The sequence below is a fragment of the Methylorubrum populi genome (genome assembly GCA_036946625.1).
Classification (GTDB): Bacteria; Pseudomonadota; Alphaproteobacteria; order Rhizobiales; family Beijerinckiaceae; genus Methylobacterium; species Methylobacterium populi_C.
The window spans coordinates 434,740-453,272 of sequence record JAQIIU010000003.1 but is presented as its reverse complement, the minus strand read 5'-3'; the positions used below and the strand labels follow the sequence as shown (position 1 = coordinate 453,272).

Sequence of the window (18,533 nt, the reverse complement as noted above, 5' to 3'; positions counted from 1 at the left end):
GCAGTCTTTACGCGAGGCAGGGCTCGGATCGAGGGTGTCGATCCGTCCTGCGCCCAGTAGAGACCGTTAAGGTTGACTTCGCGTTAAGGCGCGCGGGCTCCGTGTCCGGCCTTCGGAACGCGCGCTGCTCCGGGAACGGGCGCGGCGGAGCTTGGCCGGATCAGCATTCATTAACCCTATCGATCTATGAACCGGCCGAGGTTCATCACAACGGCGATGGCGATGCATCGGCGCGCATTCCTCCTGACCCTTCCGGCGGTTCTCGCCCTCGGCGGCTGCCTGCGCCCGGATTTCCGGACGACGGACCTCGACGCCACCGGCACGGGCTCCATCGGCGCGCGCTACTCCCTGGCCGCCGGCGACAGGCTGCGGGTCATCGTGTTCGGGCAGGACAACCTGTCCAACATCTACGCGGTGGACGGCGGCGGGCGCATCGCCATGCCGCTGATCGGCGTGGTCCAGGTCGGCGGGCAGACGACGGCCCAGGCCGCCCGGCTGATCGAATCGAAGCTCGCGGCCGGCTATGTGCGCGAGCCGCACGTGACCGTCGAGGTCGATGCCTACCGGCCCTTCTACATCCTCGGCGAGGTGACGACCTCGGGCCAGTATCCTTACGTCAACGGCATGACGGTCGAGACCGCGGTGGCGATCGCCGCCGGGTTCGGGCCGCGGGCGGCACGCGATTACGCCGTGCTGACCCGTGACGCGCCGGGCGGCCTGATCAACGGCATCGTGCCGATGTCCTACGCCGTGCGGCCGGGCGACACGATCGTCATCAAGGAACGGTTCTTTTGACGATCCCGAGGGTTCCGGTGTTCATCGACGCCTAACCGAAATCGGCGAAAGCCGCCCGACGCCCGGGCCCGGCGGTCTTTTCCGCTGCATGCGACCGCACCCCTTAACCGCCCGCTGACCGTGCCGCGACGATCGTCCGCCCGACCGGCCCCGTATCGGGACCGTTCGCGCGGAGACCGATCGACGTGGCCGCCCCTCTCGCTGCCTCCCTCGCAGCCGAACTTCCCACCTCGGACCTGCCCGCCTCGGACCTGCCCGACCGCAGCGGCGCCGACGAGCGGCATCGCATCCTCCACGTGTTCCGGGCACCGGTCGGCGGCCTGTTCCGCCACGTGGTCGATCTCACCCGCCTCCAGGCCGCGGCCGGGCACGCGGTCGGCCTCGTCTGCGATGCGTCCACGGGGGGCGAGCGGGCCGAGCGGGCGCTGGCCGAACTCGCGCCGCATCTGGCGCTCGGCGTCGTGCGGCTCCCGATGCGCCGGAATCCGCATGCCGGCGACCTCCAGGCCCTGCGCGCCGTGCGGAGGCGTGCGCTGGCCGTCGGAGCCACGGTGCTGCACGGCCACGGCGCCAAGGGCGGCGTCTTCGCCCGCCTCGCGCCGCTGGGAGGAAGCGGCCGCGGCGTGATCCGCGCCTACACCCCCCATGGCGGCAGCTACAACTACCGGCCCGGCACGCCGCTGCACCGGCTCTACATGGCGGCCGAGCGGATCATGGCCCACCGGACCGACCTGTTCCTGTTCGAGAGCGAGTACGTCGCCGCCCGCCATGCGGCCTATGCCGGCGGTCCGCCGCACCTCGCGCGCATCGTCCATAACGGCATCGCCGAGGCCGAGTTCGCACCCGTCGGCACGGCGGCCGATTCGTTCGATCTCGTCTATGTCGGCGAGTTGCGCGAGGCCAAGGGCCTGCCGGTCCTGTTGCGGGCGCTCGCGCGCCTGCGCGGGCAGGGCCGCAGCCTGCGGCTGCTGATGGTCGGCTCCGGCCCCGATACCGAGAGCCTCGCGGCCATGGCGGAGAATCTGGGCCTGCGCCACGCCATCGCCTTCGAGCCGCCTCAGGCGATCCGCCCGATCCTGGGGCGGGGCCGCGTCATGGTCGTGCCCTCCCTCGCCGAGTCCCTTCCCTACGTCGTGCTGGAGGCGGCGGCCGCCGGCCAGCCCCTGGTGGCGACCCATGTCGGCGGCATTCCCGAGATCTTCGGCGCCTTCTCCGGCGACCTCGTTCCGCCCGGCGATTGCGCCGCGCTGAGCGGGGCCATCGCCCGCATTCTCGATGAGACGCCGGAGCGGCGCCAGGGTCGTGCCCGGGCTCTCAGCGACTCGCTGCGCACGCGCTTCTCCATGAACCGCATGGCGGCCGATGTTCTGTGCGGCTACGCCGCCGCCTTTCGCGCGCGCGGGATCATGACGGCGCCGATCCATGCCACGGCATGAAGGGGGCGCCGTGACCGAAACCGCACCCCTGTCCCAACGCTCCACGGTCCGCACCGAGTGCGGCTGCTACCACGCTGCGGGGAAGCCGACCGATGGTCGTATCCCTTGCGTCCGGCGGACGCCCGCCGCCGCGCCTTCGCGCGGGCGACCGGCGATGCGTCGGGATCGTCGCCGGCCGGCATTAGGCTTTCGTGAAGGTTCGTCCGGCAAACTCGACCGCCGGGACGGCATGCGGTTTTCACGTGGAACATTCCGATGAGTGCCATCGACGTCCGTGATCTGCTCAAGGCCGCCGAGCAGACACCCTCGCCGACCCCCGTCCCGCCACCGATCCCCCTCGATGCCCGCGAGGGATCTCGGACGGGGACGCCAGCGCCCGGCTCGGGTTCCGCTTCCGCTCCGGCGAGTCCGTGGCTTTCGCCCGTCGTGCTGTCGGGCTGCGTGCGCCTCGGCGAATTCTGTGGGCTGATGCTCCTCGGTTTCGGCCTGCATCAGGCGCTGCTGCGCGGCGTCGTGCCGCTCGCCCCGCGCTATCCGGCGGCGATCCTCGCCATCACGCTCGCGGCGCTGGGACTGTTCCAGGCTTCCGGCAGCTATCGGATCGGCGCGCTGCGCGAGCTCTCCAAGACCGCCGCGAAGCTCGCCACCGGCTGGTCGGTCGCCTTCCTGATGGTGTCGGCGGCCATGGTGCTGGGCAAGATCGCCGACCACTACTCGCGGATCTGGCTGCTCGGCTATTACGCGGCCGGGCTCGCCCTCCTGCTCGCGGGCCGTGCCGCGCTCGCGGGTTTCGTACGGACGCAGATGGCCAAGGGCCGCTTCGACCGCCGCATCGCCATCGTCGGCGGCGGCCCGGCGGCGGAGGAACTGATCCGGACGCTGGAGACCGGCAGCGACAGCGGCATCCGCATCGTCGGCATCTTCGACGACCGCGGGGATGAGCGCTCGGGCGCGATGGTGGCGGGATACCCGAAGCTCGGCACCGTCAGCGATCTCGTCGCCTACGCCCGCCACACGCCGATCGATCTCGTGGTGTTCACCCTGCCGATCTCGGCCGAGACGCGCATCCTTCAGATGCTCGCCAAGCTCTCGGTTCTGCCGGTGGACATCCGCCTTTCGGCCCACGCGACCAAGCTGCGCCTGCGCCCGCGTGCCTATTCCTATCTCGGCACCGTGCCGCTGCTCGACGTCTTCGACAAGCCGCTCGCCGATTGGGACGTGATCCTCAAGGCCGCCTTCGACCGCCTCGTCGGCTTCATCCTGCTGCTGGCGCTCTCGCCGGCCATGCTCGCCGTGGCGCTCGCGGTGAAGCTGACCTCGCCGGGCCCGATGCTGTTCCGGCAGAAGCGCTATGGCTTCAACAACGAGCTGATCGAGGTCTTCAAGTTCCGATCGATGTACGTCGACCTCTGCGACGCCGGTGCCGCCCAGCTCGTCACCAAGACCGATGCCCGCGTGACGCCGGTCGGCCGCTTCATCCGCAAGACATCGCTGGACGAGCTGCCGCAGCTCTTCAACGTGATCCGCGGCGATCTCTCCCTGGTCGGCCCGCGCCCGCACGCGCTCCAGGCCAAGGCGGCCAACACCCTCTACGATCAGGTGGTGGACGGCTACTTCGCCCGCCACAAGGTCAAGCCCGGCATCACCGGCTGGGCACAGATCAACGGCTGGCGCGGAGAGACCGACACCAGCGAAAAGATCCAGCGCCGCGTCGAGCACGACCTGCACTACATCGAGAACTGGTCGATCCTGTTCGACCTCAAGATCCTGCTCACCACGCCGCTCGCGCTCTTCAGGACCGACAACGCGTATTGAGGATTTTCTTTTCGGGCCTCGAACGGGGTGAAGCCCAGCGCTCCGAACTCCGTTGACGCTCTGAGAGCCTGTTTGACCGGCCGACGTCTCTTCGTCAGGCAACGGCAAGGCGAGGGAAGGTCCTACTCCCATCCCCACCCTCATCCTGAGGTGCCGGAGCGCAGCGGAGGCCTCGAAGGGGGCTCCAGGGATCGCGCGGGATCTGGAGCACCCTTCGAGGCCGCTCACGCGGCACCTCAGGATGAGGGGCGAGATGGGATCACCGCAGTCAAACAGGCTCTGACTGCCCTCCGTTCCCTCGCCGTCGTTCATTCCGGGGCCGCGCAGCGGAACCCGGAAAATCACCCCGTGATGCGTCACCGAAGCGGGGCGTCGAGGCCGCTCATAGGTTCAGGCTTCGCTTGTCGGCGCCCCTGGCATGACGGCCGTCAGGTTGTGGCAGCGCTCCCCATCCGGAAAACCTATCGCGTTACCCCGTATCGCAGCCCCGGGTGCACGGCCCCGGAATGACGGCGGCGAGGGACGGGAGAGGGTCTGCAAGAGCGTTGACCCGAGTTCGAAGCTCCGCCGGGACAGGCTCGGTCCGTTCGCGGCCGGATTGAGCTTTTCCGTGAATTAGCAGGGTGTCGACCTCGCGCAGCTCCGTGCGGCGGGAGGCGAGCTTGCGGGCGAGCCGGGCCGCCTCGCAGTCGTCGCCCCATTCCCCGGCCTCGGCGAGGTCGGGACCGGTCCAGAACGAGCCGTAGCCCGCGGCCTCGAGAGCGCCGATCCGGCGCCCCAGGCCGAGGAGATCCGGAAGGAGAGCCCGCTCTACAAGTGCAACGGCTGCACCGGGCCGATCGCCAAGGCGCTCGGGGCGGCCTCGTCGTCACCATCGCGGAGGCGGCGTCCGGCAAGGTCGTGCGCCAGGGTCAGGTCGTGATAAGAGCCAACACCGACGACGACTGGTCCCACGCCGTGCGCTGGATCGTGAAGAACCGCCTCCTGGCCGAGCCGCTGCCCGGCCGGCCCTGACGGCGGGGCTTGCGCCGGCACGGATGTCGAGCAAAAGCGTACCCCGTGTCCGACCCTGCATCGACTCCCCCCACGCGGCCCCGCCTGCTCGTCAGCGTGCGCGGACCCGACGAGGCGCTGGTTGCCCTGCGGGCCGGCGCCGACCTGATCGATGCCAAGGATCCGGAGCGCGGCGCCCTCGGCGCCCTTCCTCCTGAAACCGTCCGGGCCATCGCCGAGCGGGTCGCCGGCGCGGCCGTCACGAGCGCGGTGGCCGGCGACGGCACGGGCCGGGAGATCGCGGCCGCGGTCGCGGCCCTCGCCGCGACGGGGGTCGATTTCATCAAGATCGCGGTTCGCGCCGCGGACGATGCCGGCCTGAGGCGGGCCGCGGCGCAGGCGCCCGGCCGGGTCGTCGGCGTGCTCTTCGCCGAGGACGGCGTGGGGGAGAGCGTTCCCCGGCGCCTCGCCGCGGCGGGCTTTGCCGGCGCGATGATCGACACGAGCGGCAAGAGCGGGACGGCGCTTCCCGCCCTCACGACGCCCGCACGGCTCGCCGCCTTCGTCGCCGCCTGCGGGGCGCACGGCCTGATGAGCGGGCTCGCCGGCTCCCTCGGCCTCGCCGACATCCCGGCGCTCGCGGCCCTCGGCCCCGGTTATCTCGGCTTCCGCGGCGGCCTCTGCCGAGACGGTGACCGGCGGCAGGCGCTGGACGGCGCGCGGGTGGCGCAGGCGGTCGCCGCGATGCGGGCCGGCCTGCGGGCCGACGCGGCGTGACGAAGATGCGTCGCGTCGTCAAAATCGGCGGCAGCCTCGTCTCGGATCGTGAGCGACTCCGCGCCCTCCTCGCCGACTGCGCGCAGTGCGCCCCCGTCGCGATCGTGCCCGGCGGCGGCCCCTTCGCCGACGCGGTGCGCGCGACGCAGGCCACGCTCGGATTCGACGACGCGCTGGCCCACCGTCTCGCCCTCGATGCCATGGGCCGCATGGCCGAGGTGTTTTCCGCGCTCGAACCGCGCCTCGCCGTCGCCGCGAGCCCGGAGGCCGTGGCCGCCGCCCTCGATCGGGGACGCGCGGCGATCTGGGATCCGGTCGCATTGAAAGCCGGCCGCCCCGACATCGCGGAGAGTTGGGAGGTCACCTCCGACAGCCTCGCCCTCTGGCTCGCGGCGCGGCTCGGCGCGGAACGCTGCGTCATCGTGAAGTCGGCCGACATTCCGCCCGGTGCCGACCCGGCGGCGCTCGCGCGGGCCGGCCTCGTCGATGCCGCCTTCCCGCGCTTCGCCGCCGCCTACCCCGGCGACATCCTGATCCGCGGCCCCGAACCCGTTTCCGGGAGGCACGCCGCATGAGCGCGCCCGAACACCTCGTCTTCGTCACCGGCAAGCTGGCCCATGCGCGCCTGGAAAAGGTCGCCGCCACGCTTCCCGCCGAGCGCTTCACCTGGAGCATCGCCGATGCCGGGGTGAAGGTCGCCGCGCTGATGACGGAAGAGATCATCAAGCGCCGGGTGACGATGCCGGAGGGGGCGACCCGGATCGTCCTGCCCGGCCGCTGCCGCGCCGATCCGGAGGCGTTGGCCCGGCATTTCGGCCTGCCGGTCGAGCGGGGGCCGGACGAGATCGTCGACTTGCCGGCTTACCTCGGCCTCACCGGGCGCAAGGTCGACCTGTCGCGCCACGACCTGCGCATCTTCTCCGAGATCGTCGACGCCTCGAAGATGACGCCGGACCAGATCCTGGCCAAGGGTCTCGACCTCGCCCGCCGCGGCGCCGACGTGATCGATCTCGGCGGGTTGCCCGACACGTCGTTCCCGCATCTGGAGGACAGCGTGCGCGCGCTGAAGGGTGCGGGGCTGAAGGTCAGCGTCGATTCCTTCTCGCTGAACGAGCTGACCCGCGGCGCGCGGGCCGGCGCCGACTATCTCCTCAGCCTCAACGAGGAGACGCTCGACCTCGCCTTCGAGACCGACGCCGTGCCGATCCTCGTGCCGATGCGGCCCGACGACCTGCCCTCCCTGGACCGGGCCATCGAGCGGATGGAGCGGTCGGGCCGACCCTACATGGCCGACCCGATCCTGGAGCCGATCCATTTCGGCTTCGTCGATTCGATCGGCCGCTATCGCGAGATCCGGGCGCGCTGGCCGGACATCGAGATGATGATGGGCACCGGCAACCTCACCGAACTCACCGAGGCCGACAGCCTCGGCGTCACGGCGCTCCTCGTCGGCATGTGCTCGGAACTCGCCATCCGCAACGTGCTGATCGTGCAGGTCTCGAACCACACCCGCCGCACGGTGGAGGAGCACGACGCCGCCCGCCGGGTGATGTACGCGGCGCGGGAAGACGCCGCCCTGCCCAAGGGCTACGGCCGCGACCTCCTGGCGCTTCACGACAAGCGCCCGTTCGTGCAGACCGCGGCCGAGATCGCGGCCCTGGCGGCGGACGTGCGCGATCCCAACTACCGCATCGCCGTCGCCGAGGACGGCATCCACGTCTACAACCGCGACCTCCACACCACCGGCACCGACGCGATGGCCTTCTTCCCCGATCTGAGCGTGGCGAGCGACGGCGCGCACGCCTTCTATCTCGGCGGGGAACTGACCAAGGCCGAGACCGCCTTCCGCCTCGGCAAGCGCTACGTGCAGGACGAACCCCTCGATTGGGGCTGTGCCGCCGACCGGGCGCAGGAGGACACCACCGCCTTCAAGACGGCGGGTCCGACCCGATCCCCCCCCGCCCACACCCGGCACGGCGGCCCCGAGGCACCGGCGGCCGCTCGCGCCGCCGCCACCGGGCCGGAGCCGGATGCGGGCCCGCCCGGGACCGAGACGGGCCACGGCTCGGACGGCGCGCGCGACCGGCTCGCCGAGCCGAAGGGCGGGCGCATCGTCTGCGGCCGGCTGGTGCCGGACGAGGAGCGGAACGAACCCCTGTCTGCACCGGCTTCTTCCAAAAGCCGGTGATCATCTTTCGGGCCGATGCACGATGCCGCTGATCCTGGAGACCGTCGTCACCACCCTCTCGGCGGCGGGCGCGATGCATCTCGTGCCCTTCGGCCTGATCCGCGAGGGCGAGGATTTCGTGCTCGCCCCCTTCCGGCCTTCGCCCACCATCGACAACCTCGCGGACCGGCCCTGTTTCGCGGCCTCCGCCCCGAGCGACGTGCGCGTGATCGCGGGCGTCGTCACCGGGCGGCGCGACTGGCCGGTGGAGGACTGCGACAAGATCCCCGGCAAGCGCCTCGCCGCGTGCTTCGGACACGCCGAGTTCGAGGTGGCGGCGGTCGAGGACGATCCGCAACGCCCGCGCTACCGCGGTCGGATGGTGCACGCGGTCAGCCACGTGCCGTTCATCGGCTACAACCGGGCGCAAGCCGCGGTGATCGAGGCGGCCATCCTGTCCACGCGGCTCCACATGCTGAGCCCGGAAAAAGTCCTGGCGGAAATGGCCTACCATTCTATAGCGATTTCCAAGACCGCCGGCCCCGCCGAGCGCGAGGCCTGGGACTGGATCGAGGACAAGGTCGCGGGCGCCCTCGGGCGCGAGGGGCGCGTCCTCGACGGGACGAGCCGCCCCCTGTGAGCGGCCGGGAGCCTCTCGACAGGAGCAACCGCGTTTTGAAGCGGATCACCCTTCTCGCCGCCGCGGCGCTCGTCGCGACCGCCGCCGGGGCGCAAGCCCGGCACGCGCCGACCCGGCGCAAGATCGTCGAGACCGTCACCATCGACGCGCCCGCCGACAAGGTCTGGGCGATCGTCGGCAATTCCCAGGACGGAAGCTGGATTCCGGCGGCGGACGGCCGCCGTGCCTACACCGCCAACGTGGTCTCGAACGACGTCTCGGCCATCGACGTCGCCACCGGCCAGCGTCCCTACGTGATCGCGCTCGCCGACGGCAGAGGGTTCGTCACCGACCAGTACTTCAACACCGTGACGGTGTTCGATCCCGTGGGCTTGAAAAAGATCGCCGCGATCGATGTCGGCGACCATCCCGAGGGTATCGCCGCCACCCGCGACGGGAAGACGGTCGTCGTCGCCAATCGGGGCGACAACGCCTTGAGCCCGATCGACCCGTCGAGCCTCACGATCACCGGTACGATCGAGACCGGCGACGGCCCGCGCTCCTTCGGGGATTTCCTGCGCTGAAGCATCGTCCCGAAAGGTGGTTGCCGGCTTTCGGAAAAAGACGATGCAAAAACAGAACCTTAGAGCATCGTCCCGAAAGGTGGCCGCCGGCTTTCGGAAAAAGATAATGCAAACGAGGCGGTCGCCGCAGCTCACGCCGCGGCGGGCGGCTCGCCGGAACCGTCTTCGGCGGGCGAGTTGAGGACATCCTCCAACTCGTCGACGAGACGGTCGATCTGATCCTCGCTCGCCAGCACCCGGGTGGTGCGGCCGTCCTCGGTGACGAAGGCCAGCTCGATCGCCCCGCCGGTGCGGGTGGCCAGGATGCGGGCGAGCCTGTTTCCTGCGGTCATTCGCGTCTCCTTGCTTCCTGTCCCCGTCAACGCACGGAGACGGCCCCGTTCCTCACGCGATCAGCCCGACGGCGACGGCCGGCCCGCAGGTCGAGATCCAGGCCGACGCCTCGCCCCCGATCTGCCCGGCGATCGCCTCGGTCAGCGGGATCGCGCGGCGCCCGAGTCGTCCGGCGAGGCGCTCGGCCAGGAAGCGGCCGGCGCCGCAGACCACGAGCGGCGCGTCGGCCGGCAGGTCGGATCGCGAGAGCAGCACGGCGGCGGCATCGTGCAGGGGGCGCATCTGAGCCTCGGCGAACCACGCGGCCAGTGCCCGCCACTCCTGCGAACGCCCCTCCCCCCGGTCGCGGCCGACCATGCGGGCGAGCCGCGTCTCGGATTCAGGGATCGACTTCCCCTTCAGGTCGGCGCTGTGCTGCTGGTCGGCTTCCTCCGGCAGGTCGCCGGTGAGGCGGTAGATGTCGGCGGTGCTCGCGAAGGTCTCGGCCATCAGCGCCGTGCGTCGGCCGCGCCAGGGGGCGTGGGTCGCGAATGCCAGGAGGGGCGTGCGCACCACGCCGGTATAGACCAGTTCGCCCGTCTCCAGCCGCTCGGCGTCGCTGTAGCCGCTCGCGGCCGGCCGGCCGCGAACGATCGGGATCAGGTCGGCGGTGGTCGAGCCGATATCGACGAGGAGGGCCTCGGCCTCGTGCCGGCCGACCAGGGCGGCGGTGGCGTGCCAGTTGGCCGAGGCGATCTCGGCCGCCTGCGCGCGGGCGGCGTCGGGCGCGACGAAGCCGGCGCGGCCGGCATAGATCCGCACGCCGCCGGTCAGCGTCCTGGCGGCCCAGGCGGAAAGCTGCTCCACGCCGTCCGCCCGGTCGGCGAAGCAATCGGTCAATTCGCCGGTCATGGTGACGGCGTGCGCGGCCTCGCCCCGCACCCAGTCCGGCAACTGCGAAAAGGTCTCGTCGAGGGCCGGCACGCCGCGCCAGAGCCGGCAGGGCGCCTGCACCGCCTCGACCACGCGGCCCGCCTCGACGAGGGCCGCCTTGACATGCACCCCGCCGAGATCCCACCCGACGACCCTGGTCCTAGTCCGGTTCACGCGATGTCTCATGCTTCCGAGGGGCGGCCGCCGTTCCGGCTGATCCCGGTGATCGACCTGCGCCGGGGGCGGGTGGTGCGCGCCCGCGCGGGCGAACGCGACGCCTATGCCCCGATCGACACCCCCTTGGCCAGAGGCTCGGGCCCCGCCGACATCGCCCGCGGCCTGCGCGACGCGACCGGGGCGGACCGGCTCTACGTCGCCGATCTCGACGCGATCGTGGAAGGCCGCGAGCCCGACCGCGCCAGCCTGGAGGCGGTGGCGCATGCCTGCCCCGGCGTGGCGCTGTGGGTCGATGCCGGCTTTTCGGATCTTTTCGGGGTCGAATGCTTCGCCCGACTCGGCCTCGGCCGTCCGGTCATCGGCAGCGAGAGTCAGCGGGACACGGATCTCGTGCGCAGGCTGGGCAACCGCGCCGTACTCTCCCTCGACAGCCGCGGCGAGGAGCGGCTCGGCCCGGACGCCCTGCACGACGATGCGGGGACATGGCCCGACGACGTGATCGTGATGACGCTGGCCCGCGTCGGCACCGGCACGGGTCCCGATTTGTTCGGGATTTCGCGGGCCGTCGCGGCGGGAGAGGGCCGGCGGGTCTACGCGGCCGGCGGGGTGCGGGGACCGGAGGATGTCGCGCGGCTCGCCGAGGCCGGCGCGGCGGGCGCGCTCGTCGCCTCGGCGATCCACGACGGGCGGCTGCGCTGAACACACTTCGCCGAAGCGGACACGAACCCGGCGCAAGACATCCATTCAAAACAAAGACTTAGACGGCTTCCGGCTGATCGCCTCGGATCTTGCCACACTCCGTCATCGCGAGCGTCAGCGAAGCGATCCACGGCGCGGCATCGCCGGATCGAGCGGCGCCCTGGATTGCTTCGGCTGACGCCTCGCCATGACGGAGGAGGCAGACCCGCACCGTCATTGCGAGCCGTCATGCGAAGCGATCGCGACGAGAGCCGAACGCTTCGCTCATCTCGCCGCCGCTCCGTTCACCAGCAGTATCGGCTGAAGCCTCGCGATGACGGAGGGATCCCGAAGCCATCACCCGGATGCCGCACGCCGCCGAGCGGCCAAGTCTCCGCAGACACGAAAACGCCGCCGGTCCCGGCGGCGTGAAACGAACGCGGCGCTCCCTTGCGGGAGCGCCGTTCGCCGCGATCAGGACGCCGCCGAGACCGGTCGCCCCTCGCGGGTTTCCTTGGCGCCGCCCTTGCGCAGCAGGGTGACGAGGCAGGCCGCCGCCACGGCCAGGATCACGAGCTGCGTGCCGAGCGCCTCCCAACTGCCGTTGCTCAGGCCCCAATCGGAGACGAAGGCCGGCACGCCGTCGGTGGTGAAGGGGATCAGCGCCTGCTCCTGGAACTCCTGAACGGCCTCGCCGACCATCCGCACGCCCATGAAGAACAGGAAGGCCGACGTCACCACGAACATCGGGCGCAGCGGCAGGCGCAGCGCCAGCCACTGCATCGCCACGAACGTCGCCACCAGCGCCAGGGCCGCGGCGGTCAAGCCACCGAGCAGCGAGGCGTCGAAGCCGTTGCCGGTCTTGGCCAGGGTATGCACGAACAGGATGGTCTCGGCGCCCTCGCGGAACACCGCCAGGAAGGCGATGCCGGCCAGCGACAGCACGGTGCCCGCGCCGAGCGCCCGCTCGGCCAGCCGGTTGAGATCGGCCTGCCACGCCTTCGGATCCTGGCGGACGAACAGCCAGCCGCTCATGTAGAACAGCAGCGCCGCGGCCGCGAGCATCACCCCGGCCTCGAACAGGTCGCTGTGGTTGCCGTCGTAGAAGGTCTCGAACACCCAGGCCATGCCAATGCTGGCCACGATCGCGGCCAGCGCGCCGAGATAGACCGGCGCGATCCGATCCGCCGCGTCGGCGCGGCGCAGGAAGGCGGCCAACGCCGCGATCACCAGCAGAGCTTCCAGTCCCTCGCGGAACAGGATCATGAAAGCCTGCACGAACGTCGATCCGTCCGTCATCCCGTCACTCCCGATTCGATCCGGCGGAATACCCGTCTCCCGGACCCTCAAGCCTCGATCCCGGCACCGCCCGACGCGGGAGCACCAATACTTGGCACGCTGCGACGATTTCGCATTGTAAAGCGCAGTTTGGAAACGTTCCGAAAAAGAACAGCACCGCGCTTCCGCACGACAAGGCGCCAGTCTTTCGGCTGCCTGTGCCAGTACAACCCTTTGCATCATTTTCGCAAGCACCGGACCGGGCCGCCGGGATCGCGCCGAAGCGACGCAGACGGCCCCGCGCGAGCCCGACAAATTTTCGCCGTTTTCCCGGAAGTCCCGCGAAACCCAACGGCCACGTTGGGGATTGTTCATGCAACACGCGGCGGCACCCGCAGAGCGGGCCACCGGCCGCCCGGACGGAATCGTTGGAGCGCGCCCCTCGCGGCGCGCGGGCAGGATATCATGATCGCGCATTCCATCGCCGTGGCCGCCCTCGCCGGCCTCGTCCTGACCGCCGCGCCGAGCCTGGCTGCGCAGACGGCCGGGCGCAGCACCACCACCCAGGTCGCCGAGGCCGCGCAGGTTGCGCAGACGGCCTCGGTCGCCGAGGGCGACGAGGACGGCGCCAACTGCAACAAGCAGCGCCGCCGCCTCTGGATCGAGGGCGAGGGCTGGATCGTCCGACGCGTCACGATCTGCCGCTGAGGGCACGCCGCGCCGCCGGGACCGGACCCGTCTCAGCACTCTGCATCGGCTGGCGGAGGCAGGGCGGGCGGAACGAGCATGCGCGGCAACGACTTCGCTCCATGAACGGCACGATCCCCGGATCGCGCCACGGCCCGGAGAAGCCCCGATCCATGCGCACCCCGTCCGCCCGCGCCGCCGGCCTCGCCCTCCTCTTCCTGCCCGGCGCCTCCGTCGGCGCCGCCGCGGACCCCTACGGCTACGGCTCTTCCGGATACGGCTTCGCGGGTCCGGCGGTCGAGGGCGCCTATCTCGGCGCGCCGTTCACGCGCCTTCCCAGCACGAGCCGGATCGTCCCCCCGGCCTGGGGCTACGGCACCTACGGCGTTCCCACCGTCGCCGGCATCCGCGACGCGCCGGCGGCCCGCCCGACCCTGACCGTGATCCACGGCCAGACCGACCGCCGGGCCGGGCCCCGGCGGCGCGGGGCCCGCATCCTCTCGAAGGACTCCGAGGGGATCTGGACCGAGCCCGCCCCCCGCTCCGGGACCGAGGGCAGCGGCGCCCGGGTGGTCTCCGTGCGGGTGCCGGCGCGGTCGACGCCCCGACCTTGACGCACGCTCGACCGTCCCGCGGCATTCTCTCCCTTCGCTCGGGCCCCGGCGCCTCGCAAAGGCCCTGCCCGCGATTCGGCCGAACGACCCCTTAACCTGTCTCGTGCACGATCGCCCTTCCAACCGGGGGGCTTGGCCGTGCACATCGTCATCGTCGATTCGAGCCGCGTCGTCCTGCGGATCGTCGCCGGCATGCTCGAACCGCGCGGGCATGTCGTGACCCAGTTCACCGATTCCGCCGAGGCTCTGGCCTACGTCACCGACACGCCCGCCGTCCGCGCCCTGATCACCAGCCTGGAGGTCCGCCCCCTGAGCGGGCTGGAACTGTGCTGGTCCGCCCGCCTGCTCGCGGAATCGAGCCGACCGCTCTCGATCATCGCCATGTCCTCGGCGCGCAACGCCCGCAACCTGGCCGAGGCGCTCGACAGCGGCGCCGACGACTTCATCGACAAGCCGCCGGGCGCCGAGGAACTGCAGGCGCGCCTGCGCGCCGCCGAGCGGCTGACCACGCTTCAGGGCGAACTGATCCGCCTCGCCGAGACCGACCCGCTCACCGGCCTGCTCAACCGCCGCGCCTTCCTGCAGCGCACCCGCGACGCCGCGCAGAAGGCCGGCGCGTTCGGGCATCTCTGCGCGGTGATCCTCGACATCGACCACTTCAAGCGCATCAACGACGAGTACGGCCACGACGTCGGCGATGTGGCGATCAAGGCCGTGGCCGGGCTGATCGAGGCGGAAGGGATCGCCGGGCGGCTGGGCGGCGAGGAATTCGCCCTCGTGCTCGCCGGGCGCAACCTGGCCCAGGCCGAGGCGATCGCCTCCCGGCTCCGCCTCAAGACCTCGGATCTGCGCGTCCGCTCCGCCAAGGGGCCGGTGCGCCTGACCTGCAGCTTCGGCGTCAGCGAATGGTCCGAGGGCGAGACCGTCGAGGGCCTGCTGAAGCGGGCCGACATCGCCCTCTACGAGGCCAAGACGACGGGCCGCGACCGTGTCGTCTCGGCGATGGCCGACCTGGTCCTGGCCCGCGCCGGCTGACCCGCGTCCGTCGCGGGACAGCGCCCCGCTCACGTCCCGGAGCGGGACGGAAGCCGTCCGCAACCTCACCACAACCGGACGTTTCGCGGGCCAAAAGCGCCTCAAACCGCTGGAACGACTCTTGTTCCCCTCGATCCGCAGGCGCCGCACCGTCCAGCGGCGGGACCAGAGGGGAGCGGCATGAGACACGCCGTCAAGAGTCACGCCGTCGAGCACGAAGCCGGCCGGGCCGTCGAGATTCTGATCGTCGACGAGCCGGTGAGCCTGGACGCCCGGATGCGGGCCGGGCTCGAACACGCACCGTCCCTGCGCACCATCGGCGAGGACGACCTCGCCCGGGGCGCTTCGGAACCGGTCGTGGCGCTGCTCGCGGTGGACGGTTCGCGATCCGAGACCGTCGCCACGCGGATCGCCGCGTTGCGCGAAGGGCGCCCGTGGCTGCGGACCCTCGTGGTGTTCCGCGCGCTCGAAGCGAAGGCGATGCAGCGGCTGATCGCGGCGGGCGCCGACGCCTTCGTCGGCGGCGGCGCCCCGGCGGACGAGGTCTGCGCCGGCGTGCTGATCCTGGCGGAGGCGATTCCGCCGGCCCCGCGCCCTGCCGAGCACGTCGCCGAGGAGACCCGCAACGCCCCCGCCGAGACCACCGGCCTCACGCCCCGGGAGGCGGAGGTGCTGCGCTTCCTCAGCGCCGGGTTCAGCAACAAGGAGGTCGCCCGGCGCCTGTCGCTCAGCGTGCGCACTGTGGAGACCCACCGGCTGAACCTGCGCCGCAAGACCCAGACCGGCCGCCTCAAGGACCTCGTCACCCTCGCCCGCCGGCTCGGCCTCGCGCCGGTGCTCGACACCGAGACGCCGCGCGGCCCGGTCCGCCACACGGCCCTCGCCGCGCGCGCCTGAATAGAAACGCGCTATCTGAGCGTGCCCTGCGTCGAGTGAGCAATCGCCTTGGTTTCATTCGCCAGAATCCGCGCAGCCGGTAGCAACGGATACAAACCCGCGATGATCCCGACGCATCGCCGATTGCCCGCGCAAAGACGTAGCGGCGGGCGTCCGCCGCCTTCAACTGATCATGGAAGATGTAGGGCCGGCGCCCGATCTTGGCGGTGAACCCAGCCGAAGATCACCGCACCGGCGCCCGAGGGCGTCATCAGTCTGGCGCCGGTGATCCCGGCAGACGATGCAATCGCCCTTCGAGCGATTGTCCGACTTGCCGATCGCAACAGATCGTCTCATTTTTAGATATATGTTAATCATGATGATGGAACCATGGTCCGCACGCAAACCGGATTTATCGTCATGGCGGCACCAGCATCGGTTCTCTCGACCGTCCGTTCCGATGCGGCGGGTGCTTCCGCGACCGGGGCGGCGACCATCGCCGAACTGACGGCGGAGGTCGGACGCATCGCCCACGACAAGGTCGGACGCATCCAGCAGATCACGTCGCGGGCGAAGATGCTCGCCCTCAACGCGCTGATCGAGGCGGCCCGGGCCGGCGAGCAGGGGCGCGGCTTCTCGGTGGTGGCCCAGGAGGTGCGCGAGATCGGCTCCGCGATCGAGGCGTTGGCGCAGGAGCTGGAGATCGGCCTCTCCGGGCGGATCGCCGAATTGCAGCACAGCGTCGACGCGATGGCGACCAAGGCGCAGGGCGACCGCCTGATCGATCTCGCGCTCAACGCCGTCGAGCTGATCGACCGCAACCTCTACGAACGCACCTGCGACGTGCGCTGGTGGGCGACCGATGCCGCGGTGGTCGCCTGCGCCGCCCGGCCGGACGGCGACGATGCGGCGCGCATCGCCGACCACGCCGCCGGTCGGCTCGGCGTCATCCTCTCGGCCTACACCGTCTATCTCGACCTCTGGCTGTGCGGCCGCGACGGGACCGTGCTCGCCAACGGCCGGCCGGACCGCTACCCGAACCTGCGCGGGCACAGCGTCGCGGAAGAGCACTGGTTCCGCGACGCCCTCGCCCTGCGCAGCGGCGACGACTACGTCCCGGGCGAGGTTCGCTGCGCGCCGCAGCTCGGCGGCGCGCAGGTCGCGACCTACGCCGCCGCGATCCGCGAGGGGCAGGGGCCCGCCTGCGGCGTGCTCGCCATCCATTTCGACTGGGAGCCGCAGGCGCGCGCCATCGTCGAGGGCGTGCGCATCGCCGAGGAGGATCGCGCCCGCACCCGCGTCGTCCTCGTGGACGCGCAACGCCGCGTCCTCGCGGCCTCCGACGGCCGCGGCGTGCTCACCGAGACGCTGGCCGCCGACCTGGCCGGGCGCGAGAGCGGCGTGGTGCGCGACGCCCGAAGCGGCAGCGTCACCGCCTTCCACCGCACGCCCGGCTACGAGACCTATCGCGGCCTCGGCTGGTATGGGGCCATCATCCAGAACGGGGCCTGATTCCGGCGCCGGTCCCTACGCCGCCCGGCGCCCGCCCGACGCGCGTTTCGCGCCCGACGCCTTGGCCTTGCGGTCCCCGGACCGGCGCGGGGCACCGATTTCGGTCCCGGTCTTGCTCTTCGTCCTGGCCTCGGCGGCCTTGGCCGCCTCTTCCAGCCGCCCCCGCAGCAGGCTCAGCACCGCCGCCTCCTCCGGGCGCAGCGCGTCGAGGCCATTCGTCAATTCGCCCTCGACCGCCTCCTTCACCTGAAGCAGCATCCCGCCCTCCAGGTAGCAGTCGAGAATCTGCGGGTGGACGTAGCACTTGCGGCAGATGGTCGGCGTGTTGCCGAGCCGGGACGCCACGGCCTCGATCGCCGCGCGCAGGTTCTTCCTGGCCCTGGCCTCGCTGTCGAAGGCCTCGAACTCGCGCAAGGCGAGGGCGGCCAGCACCGTGCCGGCCCAGGTGCGGAAGTCCTTGGCGGTGAAGTCCTCGCCGGTGATCGCGCGCAGATACGCGTTGACGTCCGAGGAGGTGACGTCGCGCCGTTCCCCCTCCTCGTCGAGATACTGGAACAGCTCCTGGCCGGGCAGATCCTGGCAGGCCTTGACGATCTTCGCCACCCGCCGGTCGCGCACCGAGACCGACCATTCCTTGCCGCTCTTGCCCCTGAAGCGGAAGCGCATCTCGGAACCGGCGACCGTCACGTGCGGATCGCGCAGGGTGGTGAGGCCGTAGCTCTTGTTGGAGCGGGCGTAGTCGTCGTTGCCGACGCGGATCAGCGTGGTCTCCAGCAGGTGGACCACGGTGGCGAGCACCTTCTCGCGCGGCAGGCCGCGCCGGCCCATATCGGCGTCGATCCGCTGACGGATGCCGGGCAGCGCCTCGGCGAAGGTCATGATGCGGTGGAACTTCGAGGCCTCCCGCGCCTCGCGGAAGCGGGGATGGTAGCGGTACTGCTTGCGCCCCTTCTCGTCGCGGCCGGTCGCCTGGATGTGGCCGTTCGCGTGCGGACAGATCCACACCTCGGTATAGGCCGGCGGGATCGCGAGGCTCTTGAGCCGGGCGATTTCCTCGGCATCGCGGATCGCCGCGCCCCCGGCGTCGAGGTAGCGAAAACCCTTGCCGTTGCGCTTGCGCCGCAGGCCGGGCCTGGAATCGTCCACGTAGCGCAGGCCCGCATCCCGCGCGGCCGCGCGGGGATCGACCACGCCGGCTCCGGCCTCGTCCGACAGCATCCCAGCCTCCCGTTCCGTGGGGCGACA

Annotated in this window: 18 protein-coding genes and 2 pseudogenes; 15 read left to right on the top strand and 5 right to left on the bottom strand. The window is 71.2% G+C overall.

Going from position 1 to position 18,533, the window contains the following annotated elements:
* Positions 1 to 216 precede the first annotated feature (216 nt).
* From PGN25_13490 to PGN25_13480, 3 genes are all read left to right on the top strand, one after another.
* The gene (locus tag PGN25_13490; protein MEH3118566.1) at positions 217 to 795 is read left to right on the top strand and encodes a polysaccharide export protein; all 579 of its coding nucleotides are present in this window, start codon (positions 217 to 219) and stop codon (positions 793 to 795) included.
* Between the two features lie 236 nt (positions 796 to 1,031).
* The gene (locus tag PGN25_13485; protein MEH3118565.1) at positions 1,032 to 2,231 is read left to right on the top strand and encodes a glycosyltransferase family 4 protein; all 1,200 of its coding nucleotides are present in this window, start codon (positions 1,032 to 1,034) and stop codon (positions 2,229 to 2,231) included.
* 255 nt (positions 2,232 to 2,486) lie between these two features.
* Positions 2,487 to 4,046, top strand: a complete 1,560-nt coding sequence (locus PGN25_13480; GenBank protein MEH3118564.1) for an undecaprenyl-phosphate glucose phosphotransferase — start codon at positions 2,487 to 2,489, stop codon at positions 4,044 to 4,046.
* A gap of 567 nt (positions 4,047 to 4,613) precedes the next feature.
* On the opposite strand, the pseudogene PGN25_13475 reads toward PGN25_13480, so the two are convergent.
* Positions 4,614 to 4,794 (bottom strand): annotated as a pseudogene (locus PGN25_13475) (hypothetical protein).
* 3 nt (positions 4,795 to 4,797) lie between these two features.
* Between PGN25_13475 and PGN25_13470 the strand changes: the two are divergent.
* The 6 genes and pseudogenes from PGN25_13470 to PGN25_13445 all read left to right on the top strand — a co-directional run bounded on the left by PGN25_13470 (position 4,798) and on the right by PGN25_13445 (position 9,186).
* Positions 4,798 to 5,060, top strand: a pseudogene (locus PGN25_13470) (DUF2380 domain-containing protein).
* Positions 5,061 to 5,105: 45 nt separating this feature from the next.
* The gene (locus PGN25_13465) at positions 5,106 to 5,816 is read left to right on the top strand and encodes a (5-formylfuran-3-yl)methyl phosphate synthase (protein MEH3118563.1); all 711 of its coding nucleotides are present in this window, start codon (positions 5,106 to 5,108) and stop codon (positions 5,814 to 5,816) included.
* 5 nt (positions 5,817 to 5,821) lie between these two features.
* Positions 5,822 to 6,391 (top strand): uridylate kinase, encoded by a 570-nt coding sequence (locus PGN25_13460; GenBank protein ID MEH3118562.1) that lies wholly within the window; start codon positions 5,822 to 5,824, stop codon positions 6,389 to 6,391.
* Positions 6,388 to 8,004: a DUF6513 domain-containing protein gene (locus PGN25_13455; protein ID MEH3118561.1), complete on the top strand. Its 1,617-nt coding sequence runs from the start codon at positions 6,388 to 6,390 to the stop codon at positions 8,002 to 8,004. The genes PGN25_13460 and PGN25_13455 overlap by 4 nt, the downstream gene beginning before the upstream one ends.
* Before the next feature lie 22 nt (positions 8,005 to 8,026).
* Positions 8,027 to 8,623 (top strand): DUF447 family protein, encoded by a 597-nt coding sequence (locus tag PGN25_13450; protein MEH3118560.1) that lies wholly within the window; start codon positions 8,027 to 8,029, stop codon positions 8,621 to 8,623.
* 35 nt (positions 8,624 to 8,658) lie between these two features.
* Positions 8,659 to 9,186, top strand: coding sequence for a hypothetical protein (locus tag PGN25_13445; GenBank protein MEH3118559.1), 528 nt, complete (start codon positions 8,659 to 8,661; stop codon positions 9,184 to 9,186).
* Positions 9,187 to 9,317: 131 nt separating this feature from the next.
* On the opposite strand, the gene PGN25_13440 is transcribed toward PGN25_13445, so the two are convergent.
* Together PGN25_13440 and PGN25_13435 are read right to left on the bottom strand one after the other, a co-directional pair.
* A complete protein-coding gene (locus tag PGN25_13440) occupies positions 9,318 to 9,518 on the bottom strand; it encodes a hypothetical protein (GenBank protein ID MEH3118558.1) in 201 nt (66 codons plus the stop codon).
* Positions 9,519 to 9,570: 52 nt separating this feature from the next.
* Entirely contained in the window at positions 9,571 to 10,605 is a 1,035-nt protein-coding gene (locus PGN25_13435) for a H4MPT-linked C1 transfer pathway protein (GenBank protein ID MEH3118557.1), read from the bottom strand.
* Positions 10,606 to 10,608: 3 nt separating this feature from the next.
* Here PGN25_13435 and PGN25_13430 point away from each other — a divergent pair, with 3 nt between their 5' ends.
* Complete coding sequence (locus PGN25_13430; GenBank protein MEH3118556.1) at positions 10,609 to 11,307, top strand: HisA/HisF-related TIM barrel protein; 699 nt, start codon at positions 10,609 to 10,611, stop codon at positions 11,305 to 11,307.
* A 453-nt stretch (positions 11,308 to 11,760) separates the two neighbouring features.
* On the opposite strand, the gene PGN25_13425 is transcribed toward PGN25_13430, so the two are convergent.
* Positions 11,761 to 12,585: an FTR1 family protein gene (locus PGN25_13425; GenBank protein MEH3118555.1), complete on the bottom strand. Its 825-nt coding sequence runs from the start codon at positions 12,583 to 12,585 to the stop codon at positions 11,761 to 11,763.
* A gap of 444 nt (positions 12,586 to 13,029) precedes the next feature.
* Between PGN25_13425 and PGN25_13420 the strand changes: the two genes are divergently transcribed.
* From PGN25_13420 to PGN25_13400, 5 genes are all read left to right on the top strand, one after another.
* A complete protein-coding gene (locus PGN25_13420; GenBank protein MEH3118554.1) occupies positions 13,030 to 13,272 on the top strand; it encodes a hypothetical protein in 243 nt (80 codons plus the stop codon).
* 152 nt (positions 13,273 to 13,424) lie between these two features.
* On the top strand, positions 13,425 to 13,865 hold the full coding sequence (locus PGN25_13415; protein MEH3118553.1) for a hypothetical protein: 441 nt from the start codon (positions 13,425 to 13,427) through the stop codon (positions 13,863 to 13,865).
* Between the two features lie 138 nt (positions 13,866 to 14,003).
* The gene (locus PGN25_13410) at positions 14,004 to 14,900 is read left to right on the top strand and encodes a diguanylate cyclase (GenBank protein MEH3118552.1); all 897 of its coding nucleotides are present in this window, start codon (positions 14,004 to 14,006) and stop codon (positions 14,898 to 14,900) included.
* 180 nt (positions 14,901 to 15,080) lie between these two features.
* Complete coding sequence (locus tag PGN25_13405) at positions 15,081 to 15,797, top strand: response regulator transcription factor (GenBank protein ID MEH3118551.1); 717 nt, start codon at positions 15,081 to 15,083, stop codon at positions 15,795 to 15,797.
* 399 nt (positions 15,798 to 16,196) lie between these two features.
* Positions 16,197 to 17,288 (top strand): methyl-accepting chemotaxis protein, encoded by a 1,092-nt coding sequence (locus tag PGN25_13400; GenBank protein ID MEH3118550.1) that lies wholly within the window; start codon positions 16,197 to 16,199, stop codon positions 17,286 to 17,288.
* 15 nt (positions 17,289 to 17,303) lie between these two features.
* Here the strand turns inward: PGN25_13400 and PGN25_13395 are convergent, their stop codons facing one another.
* Positions 17,304 to 18,506 carry a DNA topoisomerase IB gene (locus tag PGN25_13395; GenBank protein MEH3118549.1) on the bottom strand — a complete coding sequence of 401 codons (1,203 nt, stop codon included), beginning with the start codon at positions 18,504 to 18,506 and terminating at the stop codon, positions 17,304 to 17,306.
* Positions 18,507 to 18,533 lie beyond the last annotated feature (27 nt).